The sequence below is a fragment of the Streptomyces sp. WAC06614 genome (assembly GCF_003949795.1).
GTDB lineage: Bacteria > Actinomycetota > Actinomycetes > Streptomycetales > Streptomycetaceae > Streptomyces.
This window is the reverse complement of record NZ_RPRY01000008.1, coordinates 33,521-53,410: the sequence shown is the minus strand read 5'-3', so window position 1 is coordinate 53,410 and position 19,890 is coordinate 33,521. Positions and strand designations below refer to the sequence as shown.

Below are 19,890 nucleotides of genomic sequence, written 5' to 3'. Positions count from 1 at the left end.
ACCGACCCGGCCCTCCCCCTTGGAACCGGACATGAGCAGCAGCACTGTGCACGACGGGCCCATAGCCGCGGTGGAACTCTCGATCGGCGGGATGACCTGCGCCTCCTGCGCGGCCCGGATCGAGAAGAAGCTCAACCGGATGGACGGGGTCACCGCGACGGTGAACTTCGCCACCGAGAAGGCCAAGATCTCCTACGGCGGTGACGTCCAGGTCGCCGACCTGATCGCCACGGTGGAGAGGACCGGCTACACCGCCGAGGAACCCCCACCGCCGGAACCCGGACCGGAAGCCGCCGACGAGGGAGCCCCCGAGGGCGCCGCGGAGGGTGCTGCGGCCCCCGCCCAGGACCCCGAACTCGCGGCCCTGCGGCAGCGCCTGCTGGTCTCGGCCGTGCTCGCCCTGCCCGTCGTCGTGCTGTCGATGGTCCCGGCCCTGCAGTTCGACAACTGGCAGTGGCTCTGCCTCACCCTGGCCTCGCCCGTGGCCGTCTGGGGCGCCCTGCCCTTCCACCGGGCCGCCTGGACCAACGCGCGCCACGGCGCCGCCACCATGGACACCCTGGTCTCGGTCGGCACCCTGGCCGCGTTCGCCTGGTCGGTGTGGGCCCTGTTCCTCGGCCACGCCGGCATGCCCGGCATGCGGCACGGCTTCGACCTGACCCTGGCCCGTACGGACGCCTCCTCGACCCTGTACCTGGAGGTCGCCGCCGGAGTCGTCACCTTCATCCTGCTCGGCCGCTACCTGGAGGCCCGGTCCAAGCGCAAGGCGGGCGCCGCCCTGAGGGCCCTGCTGGAACTGGGCGCCAAGGACGTCACCGTGCTGCGCGGCGGCACCGAGGTCCGCATCCCCGTCGCCCGGCTGACGGTCGGCGAGCACTTCGTGGTCCGGCCCGGCGAGAAGATCGCCACCGACGGCACCGTGGTCGAGGGCACCTCCGCCGTGGACGCCTCCATGCTGACCGGCGAGTCCGTGCCCGTGGACGTCGGCCCGGGCGACGCCGTCACCGGCGCCACGGTCAACACCGCCGGCCGACTGGTCGTCGAGGCCACCCGGGTCGGGGCCGACACCCAGCTCGCCCGGATGGCCAAGCTGGTCGAGGACGCCCAGAACGGCAAGGCCGAGGTCCAGCGGCTCGCCGACCGGATCTCCGCCGTCTTCGTGCCCGTGGTCCTGCTGATCTCGCTCGGCACCTGGCTCACCTGGTGGCTGGTCACGGCCAACGCCACCGCCGCGTTCACCGCCGCCGTCGCCGTACTGATCATCGCCTGCCCGTGCGCCCTGGGCCTGGCCACGCCCACGGCCCTCCTGGTCGGCACCGGGCGCGGCGCCCAGCTCGGCATCCTCATCAAGGGCCCCGAGGTGCTGGAGTCCACCCGCAAGGTCGACACCGTCGTCCTCGACAAGACCGGCACCGTCACCACCGGCACGATGGCCCTCACCGCCGCCCGGCCCGCCGACGGGGTGGACGAGGAGGAACTGCTACGGCTGGCGGGCGCGCTGGAGCACGCCTCCGAGCACCCCGTCGCCCGGGCGATCGCCACCGGCGCCATCGACCGGACCGGCACCCTGCCCGTCCCCGAGGGCTTCCGCAACGTCCCCGGGCTCGGCGTCCAGGGCGTGGTCGACGGACACGCCGTCCTCGTCGGCCGGGAGCGGCTGCTGACCGACTGGTCGATCGCCCTGCCCGCCCCGCTCGCCGCCGCGAAGGCGGAGGCCGAGGCGCAGGGGTCGACGGCGGTCCTGGTGGCCTGGGACGGCGAGGCCCGGGGCGTGCTGACGGTCGCGGACGCCGTGAAGGCGACCAGCGCCGAGGCGGTGACCCGGCTGCGGGGGCTCGGCCTCACCCCGATCCTGCTGACCGGCGACAACCGGGCCGTGGCCGACACCGTGGCTCGTCAGGTGGGCATCGAACGGGTGATCGCCGAGGTGCTCCCCCAGGACAAGGTGGACGTCGTCCGCGCGCTCCAGGCGGAGGGCCGTACGGTCGCCATGGTGGGCGACGGGGTCAACGACGCGGCCGCCCTGGCCCAGGCCGACCTCGGGCTCGCGATGGGCACCGGTACCGACGCCGCCATCGAGGCCGGGGACCTCACCCTGGTGCGCGGGGACCTGAGGGTCGCCGCGGACGCCATCCGGCTCTCCCGCCGCACCCTGGCGACCATCAAGGGCAACCTGTTCTGGGCGTTCGGCTACAACCTGGCGGCCCTGCCGCTGGCCGCCGCCGGACTCCTCAACCCGATGATCGCCGGGGCGGCCATGGCCTTCTCCTCGGTGTTCGTGGTCACCAACAGCCTCCGGTTGCGCCGCTTCCGCTAGTGTCCGACCTCCTCGCCGCCCACACACCTCCTTCACAGGAGACGCAGATCACAGTGACGGGAACGTAACCATCCGGGGTGGTCGCGGGTCTAATGGGGCGAGCCAGGGACGTCTTGGGGGACGCCCGGCGCAGCCGGCCGGGGCGCGTGCCCGTGGGAGCTTTGAGCGGCCTTCCCGACCCGTACGGGTCCCGGCAGACACCGACGCCCCGGTTCGGGTCCCGTGGGGGGAATCCGTTCCGGGGAAAGGAAAGCGCCCCGACCGTCGACCCGTGGGGGGATCGACGGCGGGGCGCTTTTCGCTTGCCCGACGGGCCCTGCTCGGCAGGGCCCGTTCAGCGGACTCGGGTCAGCGGGCCTGGGGTCAGCGGGCCTCGACCGGGACGAAGTCGCGCAGGACCTCGCCGGTGTAGATCTGGCGCGGGCGGCCGATGCGGGAACCCGGCTCCTTGATCATCTCGTGCCACTGGGCGATCCAGCCGGGAAGGCGGCCGAGCGCGAAGAGCACGGTGAACATCTCGGTCGGGAAGCCCATGGCCCGGTAGATCAGACCGGTGTAGAAGTCCACGTTCGGGTAGAGGTTGCGCTCGACGAAGTACTCGTCGGCGAGCGCGTGCTCCTCCAGCTTGAGCGCGATGTCGAGCAGCTCGTCGCTCTTGCCGAGGGCGGAGAGCACGTCGTGGGCGGCCGCCTTGATGATCTTCGCCCGGGGGTCGAAGCTCTTGTAGACGCGGTGGCCGAAGCCCATCAGACGGACGCCGTCCTCCTTGTTCTTCACCTTGCGGATGAAGGAGTCCACGTCGCCGCCGCCGGCCGAGATGCCCTGGAGCATCTCCAGCACGGACTGGTTGGCGCCACCGTGCAGCGGGCCCCACAGGGCGCTGATGCCGGCGGAGATGGAGGCGAACATGTTCGCCTGCGAGGAGCCCACCAGGCGGACGGTGGAGGTGGAACAGTTCTGCTCGTGGTCCGCGTGCAGGATCAGCAGCTTGTCGAGCGCGGAGACGACCACCGGGTCGAGCTCGTACTCCTGGGCCGGCACGGAGAAGGTCATGCGCAGGAAGTTCTCGACGTAGCCGAGGTCGTTACGCGGGTAGACCACCGGGTGGCCGACCGACTTCTTGTACGCGTACGCGGCGATCGTCGGGAGCTTGGCGAGCAGCCGGATCGTCGAGAGGTGGCGCTGCTTCTCGTCGAACGGGTTGTGGCTGTCCTGGTAGAACGTCGACAGCGCGCTGACCACGGAGGACAGCATGGCCATCGGGTGCGCGTCGCGCGGGAAGCCGTCGTAGAAGCGCTTGACGTCCTCGTGCAGCAGCGTGTGCTGGGTGATCTCGTTGCGGAACGACGCGAGCTGGTCGACGGTCGGCAGCTCACCGTTGATCAGCAGGTACGCGACCTCGAGGAAGGTCGAGCGCTCGGCCAGCTGCTCGATGGGGTAACCCCGGTAGCGCAGGATGCCCTGCTCACCGTCGAGGTAGGTAATGGCGGACTTGTAGGCCGCGGTGTTCCCGTAGCCGCTGTCCAGGGTGACCAGACCGGTCTGGGCCCGCAGCTTCGCGATGTCGAAGCCCTTGTCACCGACGGTGCTGTCGACCACCGGGTAGGTGTATTCACCGTCCGCGTACCGGAGTACTACAGAGTTGTCGCTCACGTCATCCCTCACCGACGTAGTGCCTCTTCTTCGAGGTGCCCTGACTGCCTCTACCTTCCCCCATTTGGCGCAGGAGAGTGCACTCGGGGTCGGCCTTTGGTGTTGAAGACGGCACTCAGTGCCGCCCAACCTGAACATCCTGCCCCCTCCGCGCCGGTAGCCAAAACCCTAGGGGATGATTCCCACCGGTATGCGGCCGGACAGCCTAGCCGCGACCGCGGTGTACCTCCTGCCTGCGGAAACCGTACGCACCGCCTGCCCCAGGGCCTTGCGGGAACCGACCAGCACGACCAGTTTCTTCGCCCTGGTCACCGCCGTGTAGAGAAGATTTCGCTGGAGCATCATCCAAGCCGTGGTGGTGACCGGGATCACGACCGCCGGGTATTCACTCCCCTGGGAACGGTGGATGGTGACGGCGTAGGCGTGGGCGAGCTCGTCGAGCTCGCCGAACTCGTAGCCGACCTCCTCGTCCTCCTCCGTGCGCACCGTGAGCCGCTGCTCGTCGAGGTCCAGGGCGGTGACCACGCCGACGGTGCCGTTGAAGACGCCGTTGGCGCCCTTCTCGTAGTTGTTGCGGATCTGGGTGACCTTGTCGCCCACCCGGAAGACCCGGCCGCCGAACCGCTTCTCGGCCACCGTGGGCCGGGCCGGGGTGATGGCCTCCTGGAGCAGCCCGTTGAGCGTGCCGGCCCCGGCCGGGCCGCGGTGCATGGGCGCGAGGACCTGCACGTCACGGCGGGGGTCCAGGCCGAACCGGGCCGGGATCCGGCGGGCCGCGACGTCCACCGTGAGCCGGCCGGCCGCCTCGTTGTCCTCCTCGGCGAAGAGGAAGAAGTCCGGCAGGCCTTCGGTCAGCGGGGGCACCCCGGAGTTGATCCGGTGGGCGTTGGTGACCACGCCCGACTGCTGGGCCTGGCGGAAGATCCGGGTGAGCCGCACCGCGGGAACCGGGCCGCCCTCGGCCAGCAGGTCCCGCAGCACCTCGCCCGCGCCGACGGAGGGCAGCTGGTCCACATCACCCACGAACAGCAGGTGGGCGCCCGGGGCCACGGCCTTGACCAGCTTGTTCGCCAGCAGCAGATCCAGCATCGAGGCCTCGTCGACCACCACGAGGTCGGCGTCCAGCGGCCGGTCCCGGTCGTACGCCGCGTCCCCGCCGGGCTTGAGCTCCAGCAACCGGTGCACGGTGGAGGCCTCGGCGCCGGTGAGCTCCGACAGCCGCTTGGCGGCCCGGCCGGTGGGCGCGGCCAGCACCACCTTGGCCTTCTTGGCGCGGGCCAGCTCCACGATCGAGCGGACGGTGAAGGACTTGCCGCAGCCCGGCCCGCCGGTGAGGACGGCGACCTTACGGGTCAGCGCGAGGCGCACCGCGTCCCGCTGCTCCGGGGCGAGGTCGGCCCCGGTCCGCCCGGCGAGCCAGCCCAGCGCCCGCTCCCAGTCGACGTCCTGGAAGCCCGGCATCCGGTCCTCCTCGGCGTGGAGCAGCCGCCGCAACTGCCCGGTCAACGACAGCTCGGCCCGGTGGAACGGCACCAGGTAGACCGCGGTCAGCGGGTCGCCGCCGGCCGGGTCGGGCACGGTCTCCCGTACGACGCCCTCCGGGTCGGCGGCGAGGTCGGCGAGGCACTCGATGACCAGCCCGGTGTCGACCTGGAGCAGCTTGACCCCGTCCGCGATGAGCCGCTCCTCGGGCAGGAAGCAGTGCCCCTGGTCGGTGGACTGCGACAGGGCGTACTGGAGGCCGGCGCGGACCCGCTCGGGGCTGTCGTGGGGTATGCCGACGGACTGGGCGATGCGGTCGGCGGTGAGGAAGCCGATGCCCCACACGTCGGCGGCGAGCCGGTAGGGCTGGTTCCGCACCACGGAGATGGAGGCGTCGGCGTACTGCTTGTAGATGCGCACGGCGATGGAGGTGGAGACCCCGACGCCCTGGAGGAAGACCATGACCTCCTTGATGGCCTTCTGCTCCTCCCAGGCGGCGCCGATCAGCCGCGTGCGCTTCGGGCCGAGGCCCGGCACCTCGATCAGCCGTTTCGGATCGGCCTCGATCACGTCGAGGGTGTCGGTGCCGAAGTGCTCCACGATGCGGTCGGCGATCCGGGGGCCGATGCCCTTGATCAGGCCGGAGCCGAGATAGCGGCGGATGCCCTGGACGGTGGCCGGCAGCACCGTCGTGTAGTTCTCGCAGACGAACTGCCGCCCGTACTGCGGGTGGGAGCCCCAGCGGCCCTCCATCCGCAGCGATTCGCCGGGCTGCGCGCCGAGCAGGGCACCCACCACCGTGAGGAGCTCGCCGCCGCCGCGGCCGGTGTCGACCCGGGCCACGGTGTAGCCGCTCTCCTCGTTGGCGTAGGTGATCCGCTCGAGTACCCCTTCGACCACCGCCAGATTGGACATGGCCCGACGTTACCGCCGCGCACCGACACCGCGGCGGCCCTGTGGACAACCGGCCCTTCTCCAGGCCGCGCCCACGATGAAGGGGGCCCGGCCGACGGCCGGACCCCCTCACGGTTACCCCTCCCTCGTCGGACTTCCCGATCCCCCCAGATCCCCTCCCGGAAGTTCCGACGCACCGTACGACCCGCGGCGCCCGCGAACGGTTGCACACCCTGAGCGGACTTTATTTTTCCGTTACCGAACGGCCCGGGGCAGGCGCGTCGACGTGCCGTCAAATCACCACGCACGTAGCGTTTCCGGCATGAGTGAATCTTCGTTCCAGGACGACGTCATCGACGAGCTCGGTGACGACAAGCTCCAGGAGATCGCCGGGCTGCTCGGCACCGACGCGAACGGCGCCCGCGAGGCCGTGGACACCACGGTCGGCGCCCTCGCCGGCGGGCTCCGGGAGCGGGCCGACGGGGACGGCGGCGACGAGGTCCGCCAGGCCTTCGCCGAGGTGGCCGACCAGCAGCCGCTGCAGGGCGTCGCCACGCTCGGCGGCGGCCTCGGCGGCCTGCTGGGCGGCGGGATGATGGCCGGGGTGCTCGCCAAGGTGGCCAAGCCCGTGGCCGACGCCGTCGCGAAGAAGACCGGTCTGCCCGCCCCGGCCGTCAGCCGGGTCGTCGAGATGCTGGTCCCGGTCGTCCTGGCCGTCCTCGCCAAGCGCGCGGGCAAGGGGAGCGCCCCGCGGGCCGGCGCGGCCCCGGGCGCCGCCCCCGCCGGCGGCCCCGCGTCCGAGGGCCCCGACCTCGGGGACCTCCTGGGCAGCATCCTCGGCGGCAAGAAGTGAGCGTTCGGCGGGCCGGGACCGCCCGGCCCGCCTAGAATCCGGCCCATGGCCGGGCAGGAAGACGTACGACTGCGGGACCCCGAACCGGGCGACCTCGGCTGGATCGTGGAGCGCCACGGCGCGCTGTACGCCGCCGAGTACGGCTGGAACACCGAGTTCGAGGGCCTGGTGGCCCGGATCGTCGCCGACTTCGCCGAGGACCACGACCCCTACCTGGAACGGGTCTGGATCGCCGAGCTGGACGGCCGCCGGGTCGGCTCGGTGATGTGCGTCCGGGACGGCGACGCCCCCGGCACCGCGCGGCTGCGGCTGCTGCTGGTGGATCCGGCGGGCCGCGGCCACGGCGTCGGCACCCTGCTGGTGCGGGCCGTGGTCGACTTCGCCCGCTCGGTCGGCTACCGCGAGCTGGTGCTGTGGACCAACGACGTCCTGCTGTCGGCCCGCCGCCTCTACGAGCGGGCCGGCTTCGCCCTGGTCGCGGAGGAGCCGCACCGCTCGTTCGGGGTCGGCCTCATCGGGCAGGACTGGCGGCTTCCGCTCCAGCAGCAGCGGCCGTACTGACCTCGGCACCGACCGCCGCACCGGCCTCCGCCCGGCCCGCACCGGAGCGGGCCGGAGCGCCCGCGGAACGGGCATCCGCCGCACGCCCGCCCGCCCCGGCCGGCGTCAGGGAGGTCAGCGCCACCCCGCCGACCAGGAGCACGGCGGCCAGCCAGCGCAGACCCGAGACCTGCTCCCCCAGCACCAGCGCCGCCGAGGACATCCCGAAGACCGGCACCAGCAGGCTGAACGGGGCCACCGCCGAGGCCGGGTAGCGGCGCAGCAGGTACCCCCACGCGCCGAACCCGAACACGGTCGAGATCCAGGCGACGTAGCCGATGACGGCCGCCCCGGACCAGTCCAGGGACCGCAGCGCGGCCAGGTCCCGGTCCGGGCCCTCCAGCAGCAGCGACAGGGCCGCCAGCGGGAGCACCGGGACCGTGCACACCCACACCATGAAGTTCAGCGCGTCCGGCGGCGCGGCCTTGCGGGTCAGCACGTTGGACACGCCCCAGCAGACCGCGCCCGCGACCACCAGGACGAAGCCGAGCACGGGCCCGGAGGCGCCCTGGTCCACCGCGGCGACGGCGATCCCCGCCAGCGCCACGGCCATGCCCGCCAGCCGGGTCCGGCCGGGCCGCTCGCGCAGCGCGACGGCGGCGAACAGCGCCGTGAAGACGGCCTGGACCTGGAGCACCAGGGAGGACAGTCCGGCCGGCATGCCCGCGGCCATGCCGGTGAACACCAGGCCGAACTTGGCCACGCCCAGGGACAGTCCGACCCCGACGATCCACTTCCAGGCGACCTTGGGCGGTCCGACGAAGAACACCGCGGGCAGCGCGGCGGCCAGGAAGCGCAGGGCGGACAGCAGCAGGGGCGGGAAGTGGCCGAGTCCGATCTCGATGACGACGAAGTTGAATCCCCAGACGGCGGCGACGAGGACGGCGAGTGCAAGGTGAACGGGACGCATGCTCCGAGCTTCGGCGCACCGACCGTTCAGCACCAGCGCGGATCTCTTCCGGTTCGGATGAAGCGTTGCTTACGATTGCCGCATGCTCGACCTGTCCCGGCTGCGCGCCCTGCACGCGGTCGCCGTCCACGGCTCGGTCGCGGGCGCGGCGGCCGCCCTCGGCTACACCCCGTCCGCCGTCTCCCAGCAGATCGCCAAGCTGGAGCGGGAGACCCGGACCACGCTGCTGGAGCGCCGCGGGCGCGGGGTAGCGCTCACCGAGGAGGCGCGCCACCTGGCCTCCTGCGCCCAGGAGTTGCTGGCCCTGGTGGAACGCGCCGAGACCGGCCTGGAGGAGCGGCGGGGCCGGCCGGGCGGGCTGCTGACGGTGGCCGCGTTCTCCTCGGCGGCGCGCGGGCTGCTGCCGGGCGTGCTCGCCGACCTGGCCCGTCGCCATCCGGAGCTGGACGTACGGCTGTCGGAGGTGGACCCGCACCTGTCGGTGGACCTGGTGGTCAAGGGGGTCACCGACCTGGCGGTCGCGCACGACTGGGACAGCGCCCCGCTGCCCGCGCCCGAGGGGCTGGAGCAGGTCTTCCTGGGCTCGGAGCGGTGCGACCTGATCGTCCCCGCGGACCATCCGTTCGCCGGGCGCGCGGTGGTGCGCCACGACGAACTGGGCGGCCACCGCTGGGTCTGCCAGCCGCCCGGCCGGGTGTGCCACGACTGGCTGGTGCGCACCGTGCGGGCGGCCGGTTTCGAACCGGACGTGGTGCACGTGGCCGAGGAGAACCACACCCTGGTCGCCCTGGTGGCGGCCGGGCTCGGGATCGCCGTGGTGCCGCACCTGGGCACCGGCCCGCTGCCGCCGGGCGCGGTGGCCGTCCCCCTCGAACCCGCGCCGCTGCGGCGGCTGTACGCGCTGTGGCGGACCGGGGCGGCCCGCCGGCCGGCGATCCAGGAGGCCGTCCGGACCCTCCAGGAGCACTGGGCCCGGGCCCGTACGGGGGACCGGGCGAGTGTCCCCGGGCCGGGGGCGCCGGCCCCGCAGTAGCGTGCCCGGGTGCCGTACCACGCGTCCCGCCGCACCCTGCTCGCCGCAGCCGCCGTGGCGGCCGTCTCGGCCGCCGGGGCCTCCGCCGCCTCCGTGGTCCCGGGCGGCGCGCCCGCCGGACCGGAGCCGGGCGACCGGTCCTGGGCCGGGCGACTGGTGGCGCGGATGAGCCTGGCCGAGAAGGTCGGCCAGCTGTTCGTCAGCCGTGCCTACGGGCATTCGGCGACCGATCCCGACCCCGAGGACGCCGAGGCGAACCGGGCCCGGTTCGGGGTGTCCACCGCCGCCGAACTGGTGGCCCGCTACCACCTGGGCGGGATCATCTACTTCGCCTGGGCGCACAACACCCGCTCCCCGCAGCAGATCGCCGCCCTGTCCAACGGGCTCCAGCAGGCGGCCCTGACCAGCGGCGCGCGGATCCCGCTGCTGCTGTCGACCGACCAGGAGCACGGGATCATCGCCCGGATCGGAGCCCCGGCCACCCTGCTGCCGGGGGCGATGGCCCTGGGCGCCGGGGGCTCGGCCGCCGCGGCCCGCCGGGCCGCGGCGATCGCGGGCACGGAGCTGGCCGCGATGGGCATCCGGATGGACTACGCGCCGGTCGCGGACGTCAACGTGAACCCGGCCAACCCGGTGATCGGCGTACGGTCGTTCGGCGCGGACCCGGAGCAGGTGGCGACCCTGGTGGCCGCCCAGGTGACCGGGTACCAGGCGGCCGGGGTCGCGGCCACGGCCAAGCACTTCCCGGGCCACGGGGACACGGCGACGGACAGCCACGTGGGCCTGCCGGTGCTGGAGCACAGCCGGGCCGAGTGGGAGGAGCTGGACGAACCGCCGTTCCGGGCGGCGGTGGCGGCCGGGGTGGACGCGGTGATGACCGCGCACCTGGTGGTGCCGGCGCTGGACCCGTCCGGGGACCCGGCCACGCTGTCACGGCCGGTCATCACGGGGGTGCTGCGCGAACGCCTGGGCTTTCGCGGGGTGGTGACCACCGACGCCCTGGACATGGCGGGGGTCCGCCAGAAGTACGGGGACGACCGGGTGCCGGTACTGGCCCTGCTCGCCGGCTGCGACCAGCTGCTCAACCCGCCGGACCTGCCGCTGGCGCACGCCGGCGTGCTGGCCGCGGTCCGCTCGGGCGAACTGACCGAGCGGCGGATCGAGGAATCGGTCCTGCGGATCCTGGAGCTCAAGGCCCGCCGGGCCCTGTTCAGCGATCCGTGGACCTCGCCGGGCCGGGTGACGGCGGCGGTCGGCACGCCCGCGCACCGGACGGCGGCGGACGAGATCGCGGCGGGCACCACCACCCTGCTCGCCAACCCGGACGGGCTGCTCCCGCTGGACCCGGCGGCCCTGCCCCGGCTGCTGGTCACGGGCGCCGACCCGGTCTCGCCGAGCGGCACCACGGGTCCGCCCACGGCGGTCCTGGCCCGGGAGCTGACGGCGCTGGGCTGCGCGGCGACGGCCGTGCCGCCCGAGCGGGCGGTGGCGGCGGCCCCGGGGCACGAGGCGGTGCTGGTGTGCACGTACAACGTGCCGGAGGGCGAGAGTCCGCAGCGCACGCTGGTGACGGACCTGGTGGCGACGGGCGTGCCGGTGGTGGCCGTGGCGGTGCGCAATCCGTACGACGCCGCCCGGCTGCCGCGGTGCGCGGCGGAGCTGGCGACGTACTCCTGGACGGACGTGGAGATGCGGGCCGCGGCCCGGGTGCTCACGGGCGCGGTGCGGCCGGCCGGGCACCTTCCGGTGCCCGTGCCGGGCCGCTACCCGCTGGGCCACGGGCTGACGTACTGACGGCACGCCGCCCAGCGGGGCTCCGACACGGGCCTACCGGCGCAGCTGCGCGGCGCGGCCCTCGGGCTGGTCGAGGTAGGCGTCCGGGGCGGCCAGCGGGGCCGGGGCCGCGGCCCGGGCACCGGCGGCCGGGCTCACGCCCGCCCACTCCTGGATCTTCGCGGTGGCCAGGGCCTTCTCGCCGTCGAGCAGCTTGGCGACGTTCGCGCCGTGGTTGGCGCCCGGCGCGATCATCACGTAGCTGTCGCGGACGGTGTAGCCGAGGCGGAACGGTTCGGCGCCCCACGGGTCGTTCTGGCCGTACACGAAGAGCATGCGCTCGGCGTGGGTGCGCACCCAGCGGTCGACGTCCGCCATGACCCCCGGCTGGAAGGTCATCGGGATCTCGCGCGGCACGAAGTTGCGCGGCGGCTGGTAGCCGTAGCGGCTGAGGTTGCCCAGGTGGGGCTGCTTGATGTCGGGCGAACCGAGCTGGGTGCCGGCCTGGTAGTAGTACGGCGTGTAGGTCTGCAGGCCCTGGTCGGTGTACGCCGAGAAGCCGGAGATGGCGTCGACCGTGTCCCAGATCTGCTGGTCGGTGGCGGTGGCGGCGTCCGGGATCGTGGCGCAGTCGGCGAGCAGGCTGTACTGCCAGAAGGCCCAGACGTAGTCCAGGACGACCGCCTCGTAGGCCTTGTCCAGGGTGCCGACGGTGGTGAAGGTGTAGCCGTTGTCGGCGGCGTACGCGGCGTACTTGGCCTCCAGCGGCTCACGCCGGACGAGGGCCTCGCGCTGCACGGCGTTCAGCTTGTCGCGGCACTCCTTGGTGCCGACCTTCTTGAAGAACCGGTCGTAGGCCGAGTCCTCGTCGTTGACGACGTCGTTGGGCGCGACGTACGCGACCACCCCGTCCATGTCGCGCGGGTAGTAGCGCTCGTAGTACGTGGCGGTCATGCCGCCCTTGCTGCCGCCCGTGGCCAGCCAGTTCTTGGGGTAGATCGCCTTCAGGGCGGTGAAGAGGCGGTGCTGGTCGCTGGCGGCCTGCCAGATGTCCAGGTTCCCCCAGTCGGCCGGGTCGGGCCGGGAGGGGGTGAAGAACCGGTACTCCAGCGACACCTGGTTGCCGTCGACGATGGTCGTCGGCTCACTGCGGCGCGGGTTGGGGTTGACGTTGTAGCCGGAGGTGAAGAAGACCGTGGGGCGGGTCGTGTCCTTGTGCAGCAGCGTGAAGCGCTGCTTGAAGGTGCCCTTCCACGGCTGCCGGTGGTCGACCGGCTGCTCGTAGGTGAGTACGAAGAAGCGGTAGCCGGGGTACGGCTTCTCCTCGATCAGGCTCATCCCCGGAACGGCCAGGATCTGGTCCTTGATGTCCGGGCCGGTCACCGGCCCTGCGGCGGTGGCCGCCCGGGCCGTGACGCCGGCCGCGCCCATGGTGCCTATGAGCACCACGAGCGACAGCAGCCATCTGAGCGCCTTGCGCATTCACCCTCCCCTTGAGTTCACTGCGGTCGCGGTGAACCTAGCGGGATCAACAGGGCGGTGAACAGACCTGGTTGGGCCGCAGTGTCAGCACAGGATCCAGCCGGAGGCGACCGCCTCGCGGCCGATCTCGCCGCGCGCGTAGACGCAGCGGCTGACCGTGTGCACGGTGACGGGTCCGGCGAAGTGGGTGAACCGGCCCGCCTCCCGCACCGGGACCCCGCCGCGCGGCTGGATGCTGACGGCCAGGTGGTCCCGGGTGCCGGGGTGGTGCGAGACGGTGACGGCGCAGGCCTGGGTGCGGGTGCGGTAGATGCGCATCTCGCCGTCGGGAAGGGCCAGGGTGTGGGCGAGTTCGCCCCGGCAGCCGCGGGTGGCCGCCTCGGCGCGGGGTGCGGCGAGGCCGGCGGCGGCCAGGCCCAGTCCGGCCGCGAACACCCCCAGGGCGACGACGGAACGGCCCGCCCTTCCCGTTGGCTGGAACACGATTCCCCCCGATAGGTCGTACGTACTACGTGCGTACGTCCGTACGACGCCCGAGCCGGGGAGAAGGTTGCGCAGCGCAAGGAGATCGCCGGGGCTACGCTGATCCCGGTCCGTACGTCGGGGGCGGGATGGCGGGGGTTGGGAACGTGACGCTGCGGGACGGGGATCCGCGGACGGTCGGCCGTTACCGGCTGGAGGGCAGGCTCGGCGCCGGCGGGATGGGCGTGGTCTACCGCGCGCGGTCGCTGTCCGGGCGGCAGGTCGCCGTGAAGGTCATCCGGCCCGAGCTGGCGGAGGACCCCACGTTCCGGCAGCGCTTCCGCCGCGAGGTGGAGGCCGCCCGGCAGGTCAGCGGGGCGTTCACCGCGCCGGTGGTGGACGCCGACGCCGACGCGGCGGCGCCCTGGCTGGCCACCTTGTTCGTGGCGGGGTCCTCCCTGGCCGAACGGGTCCACGAGCGGGGCCCGTTGCCGGTGGCCGAGGTGTGGCGGCTGGCGGCCGGGCTGGTGGAGGCGCTGCGGGACATCCACCGGGTGGAGCTGGTGCACCGGGACCTCAAGCCCGGCAACGTCCTGCTCGCGCAGGACGGGCCCCGGGTCATCGACTTCGGGATCGCGCGGGCCGTGGACGGCTCCGACGCGACGGCGCTGACCGGGACCGGGGTGGTGGTCGGCACGCCGCCGTTCATGGCGCCGGAGCAGTTTCTCCGGGCCGAGGTCGGCCCGGCCGCGGACGTGTTCGCCCTCGGCTCGGTCCTGGTCCACGCGGCCACCGGTCATGGTCCGTTCGACGGCGCCCACCCCCACGCGGTGGGCTACCGGGTCGTCCACGAGGACCCGGATCTGGCGGGCCTGCCCCCGGCGCTGCTCCCGCTGGTCGGACCGTGCCTGTCCAAGAACCCGGCGGACCGCCCGACCGTCCCCGACCTGATGACCTTCCTGGCCGCCAGCTTGTCAGCGGCCGACGGGGCCGACGGGGCCGACGCCCCCGCGCCCCCGGCTCCCGCGGCTTCCCCGCCTCCTCCGGCTCCCCCGGCTCCCGCCGCGCCGGAGGTGCCGGTCGGCGTGTCCGTGGCGCCCGAGGGCGTCTTCGGACCCCCGCCCACGCTCACGACGGAGCCGGCGGAGCCGCCTGCCCAGGGCCGGGACCAGGATCCGGGCCCGGGCTCCGTACCCGTACGGTCCGGGGACGACGACCCCGCCCCGTCGAAGCCGGAGACCGGGGCGCCGCAGCGGGGGCGGCGGATCAGGGCCATGGTGGCCGTGGCGGTCGTGGTGGCGCTCGCGGCCGGAGGGGTCGCGGCCTGGCAGGGCCTGCGGGACGACGACAAGGGGAGCCACGGCTCCGCCGCGGGCTCCCAGGGAGCGGGCTCCGGCGCGACCGCCCCGGCCTGCGGACCCGACGGGGCCCTCACCTCCGCCGGGGCCAGTGCCCTCAAGCCGGCCATGGACCGCTGGATCGCCGACTACCAGGCGGCCTGCCCCGGCACCCGGCCGGCCTACGCGCCCACCGGTTCCGGCGCCGGGATCCAGCAGTTCAAGGAGGGCTCCGCCGACTTCGCCGTGGTCGACCGGACCCTGACGCAGCCCCAGGCCGGGGCCGCCGCCGCCCGCTGCCCCGGTGGGAAGCCGGTCCACCTGCCGCTCGGCGTGATGCCGGTGGCCGTCGTCGTCAACCTGCCGGGCGTGGACTTGCTCACCCTGGACGCGCCCACGCTCGCCCGGATCTTCCGGGGCCAGGTCACCCGCTGGAACCACCCGGAGATCGCCGCCACCAACCGGGGCCGGCTGCTGCCCGACACGGCGATCCAGGTGGTGACCCCGACCGACGAGTCCGCCACGACGCTGGCTTTCACCCAGTACCTCTCGAAGGTCTCGCCCACCGGCTGGGGCACCCTCCCGCAGTCCTCACTGGCGGCCGTCGGCGGGGGGCAGGGCGTGTCGAGCGCGCTCGTGGCCCAGGCGGTCAAGCAGACCGCCGGGGCCGTCTCGTTCACCCGGCTCGGCGGCGAGGCCTCGGGCCTGACCACCGTCCGGCTGGCCACCGGCGCACCCGAGCCGGTCACCGTCGGCACGGAGTCGGCCACCGCGGCCTTGGCCACGGCCCGGATCTCCGGCACCGGAGCGGATCTTGCCGTGGACCCGGACTTCACCACCAAGGCTGCCGGGGCCTATCCGATCGTCCAGCTCGGGTACGCCGTGCTGTGCGACCGCGGCAACGACGGCGCCGGTCTGGCCCGCTCGCGCCCCTTCCTCGCCTCCGTCGTGTCGGGCGACGCGGGCAGTGCCGGCAGCAAAGCGGCCGACCAGGTCGGCTACGGCGCGCTGCCGCCCGCCCTCGCCCAGAAGGTCCGCGAGACCCTCGCCACCCTCGGCTGAGCCCGGCGCCGGACCCGAGGCCGGGCGCCGGCCGCCGCGCCCGAAGCGGGAGCCGGCCGCCTCTCGGGCCGCCGGGCCCCGCCCGGGCGGTGGCCTCAGGCCACCGCCCGCTCGTCCTCACCGACGAAGGTCCGCCACAGCTCGGCGTACCGGCCGCCGCGGGCCAGCAGTTCGCCGTGGGTGCCGTCCTCCAGGACCCGGCCGCGGTCCATGACCACGACCCGGTCGGCCCGGGCCGCCGTGGTCAGCCGGTGGGCCACCACCAGGGTGGTGCGGCGGCCCGCCAGCCGGTCGGTGGCCTGGTTGACCTGCGCCTCGGTGGCCAGGTCCAGGGCCGCGGTGGCCTCGTCGAGCAGCAGGACGTCGGGGTCGACGAGTTCGGCCCGGGCCAGGGCGATGAGCTGGCGCTGGCCGGCGGAGAGGTTGCGGCCCCGCTCGGCCACGGTGTGCAGGTAGCCGCCGTCCAGGGTGGCGATCATGTCGTGCGCGCCGACCGCCTTGGCGGCCGCCTCCACCTCGGCGTCCGTCGCGCCGGGCCGCCCGTAGGCGATGGCGTCGCGCACGGTCCCCGGGAAGAGGTACGACTCCTGGGGGACGACGCCCAGCCGGTGGCGGTAGGCCGTCAGGTCCAGCTCGCGCAGGTCGACGCCGTCGGCGGTGACCCGGCCGGCCGTGGGGTCGTAGAACCGGGCGACCATCTTGACCAGGGTGGACTTGCCCGCCCCGGTCTCGCCGACGAAGGCGACGGTCTGGCCGGCCGGTATCCGCAGGTCGATCCCGGCGAGCGCCTCGCCCTTCTCGCCGCGCTCCTCGGCGGTGCCGTAGGCGAACCGGACGCCCTCGAAGGCGATCTCGCCGCGCAGCTCCCCGATCTCGCGGGGCCGGGCGGGCAGCGGGGTGGCGGTCGGCTCGCGCAGCAGGTCCTGGATCCGGCCGAGCGAGACCGTGGCCTGCTGGTAGCCGTCGAAGACCTGGGAGAGCTGCTGGACGGGCGCGAAGAACAGGTCGATGTACAGCAGGTAGGCCACCAGGGCACCGGTGGTCAGGGTCTGGGCCTCGACCCGGCCCGCGCCGACGATCAGCACGGCCGCGGCGGCGACCGAGGACAGCAGCTGTACGAACGGGAAGTAGACGGATATCAGCCACTGGCCGCGTACCCGGGCCTGCCGGTAGGAGTCGCTGCGCTCGGCGAACCGGACCGCGCCGGAGCGCTCGCGGCGGAAGGCCTGCACGATGCGCAGGCCCGACACGGACTCCTGGAGGTCGGCGTTGACGATGCTGACCCGGTCGCGGGCCAGCTCGTACGCCTTGACGGACCTGCGGCGGAACACGATCGTGCCGACGACCAGCAGCGGCAGGGCGGCGAAGACGATGAGCGCCAGCTCCACGTCCAGCACGAGCAGGGCGACGAGGATCCCGAAGAAGGTGAAGACGGAGACGACGGCGGTGACCAGACCGGTCTGGAGGAAGGTGGACAGGGCGTCCACGTCCGTGGTCATCCGGGTCATGATCTTGCCGGTGAGTTCGCGCTCGTAGTAGTCCAGGCCGAGCCGCTGGAGCTGGGCGAAGATCTTCACGCGCAGGGCGTAGAGCACCCGCTCGCCGGTCCGGCCGGTCATCCGTGTCTCGGCGATCTGGGCGGCCCACTGGGCGACGACCACGGCCAGGGCCAGGCCGGCGGCCGCCCATACGGCGCCCAGCGCGGCCTGCTGGACGCCCTGGTCGATGCCGTGCCGGATCAGGACGGGCAGCAGCAGGGCCGCGCCCGCGTCGGCCGCGACCAGGGCGAGGCTGACCGCGAGGGGGGCCCAGAAGCCGCGCAGCAGCCGGCGCAGGCCGTAGCTGTCCTCGGCGGCGGCGGCCCGGTCCTCGTCCACGTCGGGGGTGTCGGTGGCGGGCGGCAGGGCGGCGACCTTGGCCAGCAGTTCCGGCGTGGCCGGCATGCCGGCGACGGCGCCGGCCATGGAGTGACCGGCGCCGGGTGCGCCGGAGGCCGCGGCGGGCGCGCCCGCGGCGGCGGCGCTGTCCTCGCGCTCCTGGCGGCGCCACAGCTCGGGGGTGATGCCGTCCACGACCCGGCGCTTGGCGTTGACCGGCTCGGAGTCGATCTCGGCCTCGATCTCCAGGTCCCGGGCGAGGTCGCGTTCCATGCCCGCGAGCACCTTGGCGTCCGGCTCGGGCAGCCGCGGCGAGCCGCCGGCCAGCGCGTCGGGGTCGGTCAGCAGCCGCCGGAACAGCGGGGACCTGGCCTCCAGCTCCTCGTAGGTGCCGAGGTCGGCGAGCCGGCCCCGGTCGAGCACGGCGATCCGGTCGGCCAGGGCGAGGGTGGAGCGGCGGTGCGCGATGAGCAGGGTGGTGCGCCCGGCCATGACCGAGCGCAGGGCCTCGTGGATCTCGTGCTCGATGCGGGCGTCGACGGCGGAGGTGGCGTCGTCGAGCAGGAGCAGCCGCGGGTCGGTGAGGATCGCCCGGGCGAGCGCGATGCGCTGGCGCTGGCCGCCGGACAGGGTCAGGCCGTGCTCGCCGACCTTGGTGTCGTACCCGGCGGGCAGGGCGCTGACGAAGCCGTGGGCCTGGGCGGCGCGGGCGGCGGCCTCGATCTCCGCCTCGGTCGCCTCGGGGCGCCCGTAGGCGATGTTGGCGCGGACGGAGTCGGAGAAGAGGAAGGAGTCCTCGGGCACGAGCCCGATCGCGGCCCGCAGCGAGTCGAAGGTCAGCTCGCGCACGTCCCGGCCGCCGACGCGGACGGTGCCGTGGGTGGCGTCGTAGAAGCGGGGCAGCAGCAGCGACAGGGTGGACTTGCCGCTGCCGGAGGCGCCGACGACGGCGACGGTCTCGCCGGGGGCGACGGTGAGGCTGAAGCCGTCGAGGACGGGCCGGTCGGGGTCGTAGCCGAAGGAGACGTCCTCGAAGGAGACCGTGGCGGGGGCGTCGGCGGGCAGTTCCTCGGTGCCGTCCTCGATCACGGGCTCGGTGTCGACGAGTTCCAGGACGCGTTCGACGCCGGCGCGGGCCTGCTGGCCGACGGTGAGGACCATGGCGAGCATCCGGACCGGGCCGACGAGCTGGGCGAGGTAGGTGGAGAAGGCGACGAAGGTGCCGAGGGTGATGTGGCCTTCGGTGGCCATCCAGCCGCCGAGGGCCAGCATGGCGACCTGGGCGAGGGCCGGGACGGCCTGGAGGGCGGGGGTGTAGCGGGAGTTCAGCCGGATGGTCCGCAGCCGTCCGGCGAACAGCTTCCGGCCGGCCTCGCGCAGCTTGCCGGTCTCCTGGGCCTCCTGGCCGAAGCCCTTGACCACGCGGACGCCGGTCACGGCCCCGTCGACGACGGTGGCGACGGCGGCGGCCTGGCCCTGGGCGTACCAGGTGGCGGGGAAGAGCCGGGCGCGGCTGCGCTGGGCGATGAACCACAGGGCGGGCGCCATCAGCAGGGCGACGAGGGTGAGCAGCGGGGAGAGCCAGAGCATGATGCCGAGGGAGATCCCGAAGAGCAGGAAGTTCCCGATGGTCATCGGCAGCATGAACAGCAGGCCCTGGATGAGCTGCAGGTCGCTGGTGGCCCGGCCGACGACCTGGCCGGTGGACAGCTCGTCCTGGCGGCGCCCGTCGAGGCGGGTGAGGGTGGCGTACATGTCGGTGCGCAGGTCGTGCTGCACGTCGAGGGCGAGCCGGCCGCCGTAGTAGCGGCGTATGTACGTCAGGACGTAGACGAGCACGGCCGCGGCTATGAGCAGGCCCGCCCACGGGGCCATCGGGCGGGTGCCGTCCTCGATGACGTCGTCGATGATCACCTTGGTGACCAGCGGTACGAGGGCCATGACGGCCATGCCCGCGAGCGAGGAGCCGAGCGCCAGCAGCACGTTGAGCTTGTAGCGCCATGTGTATTCCGCGAGCCTCCTGGCCCAGCCCCGCGTCCTGTCGGCCGTCTGCGCCGCCGCCACCTGACCTCCCCGGTCCGTCGTCCCGTCCGCCAGCCCCAACGCGCCGACCGGCGGATTTCATCCCGCCGCAACAAGTCTGCGGCGGGTGGGA

The 19,890-nt window shown here is 73.7% G+C and carries 11 protein-coding genes and 1 pseudogene; 6 read left to right on the top strand and 6 right to left on the bottom strand.

Features of this window, described 5'->3' with window-relative positions; translation table 11 throughout:
- Positions 1-31: 31 nt before the first annotated feature.
- Positions 32-2,317 (top strand): cation-translocating P-type ATPase, encoded by a 2,286-nt coding sequence (locus tag EF918_RS02275; protein WP_125639714.1) that lies wholly within the window; start codon positions 32-34, stop codon positions 2,315-2,317.
- A 363-nt stretch (positions 2,318-2,680) separates the two neighbouring features.
- On the opposite strand, the gene EF918_RS02270 is transcribed toward EF918_RS02275, so the two are convergent.
- Together EF918_RS02270 and EF918_RS02265 are read right to left on the bottom strand one after the other, a co-directional pair.
- Positions 2,681-3,970: a citrate synthase gene (locus tag EF918_RS02270; protein ID WP_125639711.1), complete on the bottom strand. Its 1,290-nt coding sequence runs from the start codon at positions 3,968-3,970 to the stop codon at positions 2,681-2,683.
- Between the two features lie 168 nt (positions 3,971-4,138).
- Positions 4,139-6,367, bottom strand: coding sequence for an ATP-dependent RecD-like DNA helicase (locus EF918_RS02265; protein WP_125639708.1), 2,229 nt, complete (start codon positions 6,365-6,367; stop codon positions 4,139-4,141).
- 301 nt (positions 6,368-6,668) lie between these two features.
- Between EF918_RS02265 and EF918_RS37920 the strand changes: the two genes are divergently transcribed.
- Positions 6,669-7,199 (top strand): DUF937 domain-containing protein, encoded by a 531-nt coding sequence (locus EF918_RS37920; RefSeq protein ID WP_125639705.1) that lies wholly within the window; start codon positions 6,669-6,671, stop codon positions 7,197-7,199.
- Between the two features lie 57 nt (positions 7,200-7,256).
- Positions 7,257-7,760, top strand: a pseudogene (locus EF918_RS37915) (GNAT family N-acetyltransferase); the annotation flags it as partial.
- Here EF918_RS37915 and EF918_RS02250 read toward each other — a convergent pair.
- Positions 7,711-8,709 carry an EamA family transporter gene (locus EF918_RS02250; protein ID WP_125639697.1) on the bottom strand — a complete coding sequence of 333 codons (999 nt, stop codon included), beginning with the start codon at positions 8,707-8,709 and terminating at the stop codon, positions 7,711-7,713. The pseudogene EF918_RS37915 and the gene EF918_RS02250 overlap by 50 nt on opposite strands.
- 82 nt (positions 8,710-8,791) lie before the next feature.
- Here EF918_RS02250 and EF918_RS02245 point away from each other — a divergent pair, with 82 nt between their 5' ends.
- Together EF918_RS02245 and EF918_RS02240 are read left to right on the top strand one after the other, a co-directional pair.
- On the top strand, positions 8,792-9,742 hold the full coding sequence (locus EF918_RS02245) for a LysR family transcriptional regulator (protein WP_125639694.1): 951 nt from the start codon (positions 8,792-8,794) through the stop codon (positions 9,740-9,742).
- 9 nt (positions 9,743-9,751) lie between these two features.
- Positions 9,752-11,536, top strand: a complete 1,785-nt coding sequence (locus EF918_RS02240; protein ID WP_125639691.1) for a glycoside hydrolase family 3 protein — start codon at positions 9,752-9,754, stop codon at positions 11,534-11,536.
- A gap of 33 nt (positions 11,537-11,569) precedes the next feature.
- Here EF918_RS02240 and EF918_RS02235 read toward each other — a convergent pair whose 3' ends face one another.
- Positions 11,570-12,997: a S28 family serine protease gene (locus EF918_RS02235; RefSeq protein ID WP_125639688.1), complete on the bottom strand. Its 1,428-nt coding sequence runs from the start codon at positions 12,995-12,997 to the stop codon at positions 11,570-11,572.
- A gap of 84 nt (positions 12,998-13,081) precedes the next feature.
- Positions 13,082-13,480, bottom strand: coding sequence for a hypothetical protein (locus tag EF918_RS02230; RefSeq protein ID WP_125639685.1), 399 nt, complete (start codon positions 13,478-13,480; stop codon positions 13,082-13,084).
- A 146-nt stretch (positions 13,481-13,626) separates the two neighbouring features.
- Between EF918_RS02230 and EF918_RS02225 the strand changes: the two genes are divergently transcribed.
- A complete protein-coding gene (locus EF918_RS02225; protein WP_260609713.1) occupies positions 13,627-15,858 on the top strand; it encodes a serine/threonine-protein kinase in 2,232 nt (743 codons plus the stop codon).
- Between the two features lie 95 nt (positions 15,859-15,953).
- Here EF918_RS02225 and EF918_RS02220 read toward each other — a convergent pair whose 3' ends face one another.
- A complete protein-coding gene (locus EF918_RS02220) occupies positions 15,954-19,799 on the bottom strand; it encodes an ABC transporter ATP-binding protein (protein ID WP_125639679.1) in 3,846 nt (1,281 codons plus the stop codon).
- Positions 19,800-19,890 lie beyond the last annotated feature (91 nt).

Excerpts from the sequence above, each read along its gene's own strand:
- EF918_RS02275 (WP_125639714.1), top strand. The coding sequence starts at position 32 with ATGAGCAGCAGCACTGTGCACGACGGGCCCATAGCCGCGGTGGAACTC.
- EF918_RS02265 (WP_125639708.1), bottom strand. The coding sequence starts at position 6,367 with ATGTCCAATCTGGCGGTGGTCGAAGGGGTACTCGAGCGGATCACCTAC.
- EF918_RS37920 (WP_125639705.1), top strand. The coding sequence starts at position 6,669 with ATGAGTGAATCTTCGTTCCAGGACGACGTCATCGACGAGCTCGGTGAC.
- EF918_RS02250 (WP_125639697.1), bottom strand. The coding sequence starts at position 8,709 with ATGCGTCCCGTTCACCTTGCACTCGCCGTCCTCGTCGCCGCCGTCTGG.
- EF918_RS02245 (WP_125639694.1), top strand. The coding sequence starts at position 8,792 with ATGCTCGACCTGTCCCGGCTGCGCGCCCTGCACGCGGTCGCCGTCCAC.
- EF918_RS02235 (WP_125639688.1), bottom strand. The coding sequence starts at position 12,997 with ATGCGCAAGGCGCTCAGATGGCTGCTGTCGCTCGTGGTGCTCATAGGC.